Raw genomic sequence first — 5,528 nt, 5'->3', positions numbered from 1 at the left:
GTTCCCATGTCAGATTGCTACGATATGCTTTAGTCATTCGCTCACAAGGTGCTGGTTTCTACAAATCTCAGCATAAGCTTTGTGAGCTTTCTTACAACAGTACCCTACTTTTAAAACATCCTCTTAGAAAATCAGCTAGGAACTCTAGGAAAACAGATAGTATTTGATAAAGAATCTTGGACACTAGAACTGGGTTCGGGAATGCAAATGAATCCGGAATCAGTGGATAAAGGAGTCCAAGGCATCAAAAATTACTTAGCCGAGAAAGGCGTTTTATCGATTCCTGACTTCCCTTTGCCGCAAACGGCATCCCACAGAGTAACTTTTATTCCAAAAAGTACCATAAAAAAATATTATGCACCTAGCGGAGGGATGATCCAATTGAGAGTCAAACTAGGTACTTTAATCGAGGCTGGGGAAAGACTTTATCAAATTCTTAGCTTTAATAAAGAGGAAAAGTTACCAAAATTAATTGATGTTTGTGCTGAGAACGCTGGTTTAGTCTTTGATATTTCGACGAATCACGCAGTTAACGAAGGAGAGTATGTATTATCAGTGATGTAGGTGTTTTTAAAAACGCAAACATCATGGAAGATGGGACGACGACAAACGCAGCATTTAATAAAGGCGAGGGAAATATCCTAGACGAGTCAGCACTTTTCAGCATTCCGAAAGCACCGGAAGGATATAAATCGGGCTTCATTGGGATTATCGGACGCCCCAACGTGGGTAAGTCTACATTGATGAACTACATGGTGGGGCAAAAAATTGCCATCACTTCGCCAGTGGCGCAGACGACGCGCAACCGACTGCGGGGTATCGTGACGACGCCAGAAGCACAGATGATTTTTGTCGATACCCCAGGAATTCACAAACCGCACCACCAATTGGGGGAAGTGCTGGTGAAAAATGCCCAAATTGCCATTGAGTCGGTGGATTTGGTGCTGTTTGTGGTGGATGGAGCGGTAGACTCTGGAGGAGGCGATCGCTATATTGTCGATATCCTTAGCCGCACTAAGACGCCTGTAATGTTGGGGATGAACAAAATCGACCTACGATCCTCCGATTCCCAACAAATTGATGAGAGTTATACGCAGCTAGCTGAACCCTACAACTGGCCTATTGTCAAGTTCTCAGCCCTCACCGGAGAGGGAGTTGAGGCGTTGCAGCAATTACTAAGCGATCGCCTAGAACCAGGACCATACTATTATCCTCCTGATTATGTTACCGACCAGCCGGAACGCTTCATCATGGGGGAACTGATTCGAGAACAAATTTTGCTGCTAACCCGCGAAGAAGTTCCCCACTCAGTCGCCGTTACCATTGACATGGTGGAGGAAGAACCGACGATTACTCGCCTTCTCGCCACTATCTACGTTGAACGCGACTCGCAAAAGGGGATTGTGATTGGCAAAGGCGGAACCATGCTCAAAGCGATTGGTAGCGCCGCCCGCGAACAAATCCAAAAGTTAATTGCGGGGAAAGTTTATCTGGAGTTATTTGTGAAAGTGCAGCCGAAATGGCGGCAGTCTCGACTACATTTAGCAGATTTGGGGTACAGGGTGGAACGGGAATAAACCGCCTTAGCTCTCGCCATGCGCTCTCTTCGCTTTAGACGCTGCATAGCGCGAAGGAAAAAAAGAAGAGTTTTCTTCTTCTCTTTCTTCCTTCGTGTCCTTTGCGCCTTCGCGGTTTATTAAATCCCCAAACGTTGATAAATCTCCTCTAAATGCTGCAAATGATGCTGCGGAGCGAAACACGCCTCAATCTCTTCTGAAGATAGATGCTGCGTCACGCGGCTGTCTTTGGCAATCAAATCGTGGAAATTGCCATCGGTTTTATTCCACGCTTGATGAGCGCAAGACTGCACCGTTGCATAGGCATCCTCGCGGCTCATTCCTTTTTCTACCAAGGTGAGCATGACTCGCTGGCTGAAGACGACGCCGCCGTAGCAATTCATATTCCGCTCCATGTTTTCGGGATAAACCAGCAGGTTTTTGACCAAATCGGTCATTTCCGCTAACATGAAGTGCGTTATGGTGCAGGAATCGGGCAGGATCATCCGCTCCACGGAACTGTGAGAGATATCCCGTTCGTGCCAAAGGGCGACATTTTCTAAGGCGGCGACGGCGTGACCCCGCACCACCCGTGCCATCCCTGTCAGTCGCTCCGAACGAATCGGATTGCGCTTGTGTGGCATGGCAGAGGAGCCTTTTTGTCCTTTGGAGAAAAATTCTTCGACTTCTAGGACATCTGTGCGTTGCAGGTTGCGAATTTCGACGGCAAATCGCTCAATCGAGGCAGCCAGTAAAGCCAAAGTTTGTACAAAATCGGCATGGCGATCGCGCGAAATTACCTGCGTCGATGCTGTATCCGGTTCGAGTCCCAGTTTTTGGCAAGCGATCGCTTCAACTCGCGGCTCAATATTGGCGTAGGTTCCCACCGCACCGGAAATCTTACCAACGGCAATTTCTTTGCGAAGACGCTGGAGGCGATCGCGCGATCGCAATACTTCTGCCAACCATCCCGCCAGCTTAAAGCCAAACGTAATCGGTTCCGCGTGAATGCCGTGCGATCGCCCAATCATCACCGTATTTTTATGCTGCTGCGCCTGAGTGCGAATTGCTGCAATCAAATCTTCCACCCCTGCCAGCAAAACATCCAAACTGGCTACCAGTTGCAGTGCCAAAGCTGTATCCAGCACATCCGAACTGGTTAATCCCAGGTGAATATAGCGCCCCGCGTCGCCTACATATTCATTGACGTTTGTCAAGAAGGCGATCATATCGTGGCGGACTTCAGCCTCAATTTCCAGCACCCGCTTCGGGTCAAAATTAGCCTTCGCCTTAATTTCCTCAACCGCCTGGGTTGGAATATAACCGAGTTCCGCTTGGGCTTCACAGACTGCAATTTCAACCTGGAGCCACGTCTTCAGTTTATAGGTGTCAGTCCACAGGTTGCCCATCTCAGGCAACGTATAACGCTCGATCACAGCAAGTGTCGCAGAATACAACTGTCATATTGTACCTCTCATGGTTGGCTGAGCGATTGACCACTTGTTTGACTGACGCGCAGCTTGTCGTGCAGGAAGTTATCCTTGTTTACCCACAGCTTGATGCGATTCGTAAACCTGCAAATCTGAAACAGCCTAAAGTTAAAGGACTCTGCCAGAAAAAATAGTGCGATGGGAGAAATTTACCTTCAACAAAAACTAATTATAATCACTGCATTCTATCGATTGTGCGATACTGAATTGCTTCAGCAACGTGGTGGGTTTTTAGCGCTTCATCCCCCGCTAAATCGGCAATGGTACGCGATACTTTGAGAATGCGATCGCTTGCTCTTGCTGATAACCCCAATTTGCGAATGGCTGCTTCTAATAAGTGGCGAGAAGCATCATCCAATTGACACCATTGCCGCAGATGACTACTTTGCATCTGAGCATTGCAACGCACAGATGGATCGTCTTTAAATCGAATATGAGCGCGATCGCGTGCTATTTGCACTCTCTTCCTAACTGGCGCTGATTCTTCCCCAGTCGGTTGTTGCGTAATTTCCTCTGGCTTGAGGCGATTCACTGCAACTTGCAGATCGATCCGATCCATCAAAGGGCCAGAAAGCTTTGCCCAGTATTGTTCTCGCTGCCGAGGGGAACAGGTGCAAGCTTGAATGGTATCGCCAAAGTAACCGCACGGACAGGGATTGGTACTGGCAACTAAGGTAAACTGAGCCGGAAACATGACCGATTGGCGAGTGCGGGAGATAGTGACAAAGCCATCTTCAAGTGGCTGACGCAAGAATTCCAGCACATCTCGCTTAAATTCTGTCAATTCATCGAGAAAAAGTACACCTCTGTGTGCTAAAGATATTTCTCCCGGACGCGGAAAACTACCGCCACCGACGAGGGCGGGACCAGAAGCGGAGTGGTGAGGACTGCGGTAAGGGCGATCGCTCACCAGCGATCCTCTATTCTTAAGTAACCCCGCAACCGAGTGAATTTGAGTCACTTCCAGGGCTTCGTCAAAGCTTAACGGCGGTAATATCCCCGGTAAGCGCCGCGCTAGCATCGTCTTTCCACTCCCAGGCGGCCCAACAAATACTAAGTTATGTCCACCAGCCGCCGCAATTTCTAGGGCACGGCGGGCAAAGCTCTGTCCTTTTACATCCTTTAAGTCTGCACTGCTGAAGTGGGTTTTGGCTAACTCCTCTCTACCATCCACCTGCACTGGCGAATAACGCTCTGGCTCATTTAGAAAATCAGCCACTTGGGACAAATTTTTGAAACCGTAGACTGCTAGACCTTTGACAACTGCTGCTTCCCGCGCATTATTTGCTGGAACAACTAAACCGGCGATTCCCATCCGTTGGGCAGCGGCGGCAATTGGCAGCACACCGGCAACCGCACGAAGACTCCCATCTAGGGAAACTTCCCCTAAGAATAAATAATCTCCTAACAACTGGGCACTCACCTGTTCAGACGCCGCCATGATGCCCACACTGATGGGCAAATCAAAGCTGGGACCTTCCTTTCGTAAATCCGCCGGTGTCAGATTTATCACAATTTTTTTCATCGGAAAGGCATAACCAGCATTCTTCAGCGCCGCCTTCACCCGTTCCTTTGATTCCTGAACCGCTGTATCTGGCAACCCCACCAGCACAATTCCCGGCAGTCCTCCCGATACATCGACTTCAACCCCCACCTTCACAGCATCGATACCGACGATAGATGCACTCCAAACCCTAGCCAGCATTGCAATCTCTCCCAATCTTGTTTGATGATGCTGTTGGTGTTCGCCGTAGTCCAAACCCGTTTTCATTCAGAAAACAGGTTTGTAACAAGTTATATGAGAAGCCAACCAACAGAATCTTTTATTAGAGTTCCCGCGATCGCCCTTAGCTTTATCGTCGGGGCTTAAAATGGCTGTACTTCCCACCTAATCACCGAAATAACCAAGCAATATGAGTGAAACGACAGAAACCATCTTCAGCAAGATTATCCGCCGCGAAATCCCCGCTGACATTGTGTATGAGGATGACCTGGCACTTGCCTTTAAAGATATTCAACCCCAAGCCCCAGTTCACATCCTCGTGATTCCCAAGCAGCCGATTCGCCAGCTTGCCGATGCCGATTCTCAGGATCGCGACCTCATGGGTCACTTGTTGCTGATTGTTAAGAATGTTGCAGAAAAAGCCGGACTCAGCAACGGCTACCGCGTTGTCATCAACAGCGGCTCCGATGGGGGGCAAACCGTACCCCATCTACATTTGCACATTTTGGGCGGACGCCAGATGAAATGGCCTCCAGGCTGAATCAGGAAGCCGAAAAAATTTTTGTTGAAAAAGCTTTACAAAACTCAATAGATGGGTTAATCTTGATAACAAGGTAGAGAAAACACTACCTCGAACCTAGAAAATTCAAACAAGCACTCATAAAAACATGACCACAACCTTACAAAGACGCGAAAGCGCCAACGTATGGCAACGGTTCTGCGATTGGGTAACATCAACCGACAACCGCCTGTACGTAG

The 5,528-nt window shown here is 48.5% G+C and carries 5 protein-coding genes; 3 read left to right on the top strand and 2 right to left on the bottom strand.

The features are described 5' to 3' along the window. The first annotated feature begins 117 nt into the window (after positions 1-117). Both ACFW2W_RS15340 and era read left to right on the top strand, forming a co-directional pair. Positions 118-564, top strand: a complete 447-nt coding sequence (locus ACFW2W_RS15340) for a succinylglutamate desuccinylase/aspartoacylase family protein (protein WP_378179628.1) — start codon at positions 118-120, stop codon at positions 562-564. Positions 565-587: 23 nt separating this feature from the next. After that, entirely contained in the window at positions 588-1,577 is a 990-nt protein-coding gene (gene era, locus ACFW2W_RS15335; protein ID WP_378179622.1) for a GTPase Era, read from the top strand. Between the two features lie 119 nt (positions 1,578-1,696). On the opposite strand, the gene purB is transcribed toward era, so the two are convergent. Both purB and ACFW2W_RS15325 read right to left on the bottom strand, forming a co-directional pair. Beyond that, complete coding sequence (purB, locus tag ACFW2W_RS15330) at positions 1,697-2,992, bottom strand: adenylosuccinate lyase (protein WP_378179618.1); 1,296 nt, start codon at positions 2,990-2,992, stop codon at positions 1,697-1,699. Positions 2,993-3,221: 229 nt separating this feature from the next. Next, complete coding sequence (locus ACFW2W_RS15325) at positions 3,222-4,751, bottom strand: YifB family Mg chelatase-like AAA ATPase (RefSeq protein WP_378179625.1); 1,530 nt, start codon at positions 4,749-4,751, stop codon at positions 3,222-3,224. A 208-nt stretch (positions 4,752-4,959) separates the two neighbouring features. Here ACFW2W_RS15325 and ACFW2W_RS15320 point away from each other — a divergent pair, with 208 nt between their 5' ends. Then, entirely contained in the window at positions 4,960-5,310 is a 351-nt protein-coding gene (locus ACFW2W_RS15320) for a histidine triad nucleotide-binding protein (protein WP_378179616.1), read from the top strand. The last annotated feature ends 218 nt before the right edge of the window (positions 5,311-5,528 follow it).

It is taken from the genome of Coleofasciculus sp. H7-2 (assembly GCF_042747725.1).
Classification (GTDB): Bacteria; Cyanobacteriota; Cyanobacteriia; order Cyanobacteriales; family FACHB-T130; genus FACHB-T130.
Note: the sequence above shows the minus strand (reverse complement) of the source record. Positions and strands in the feature narration are given on the sequence as shown.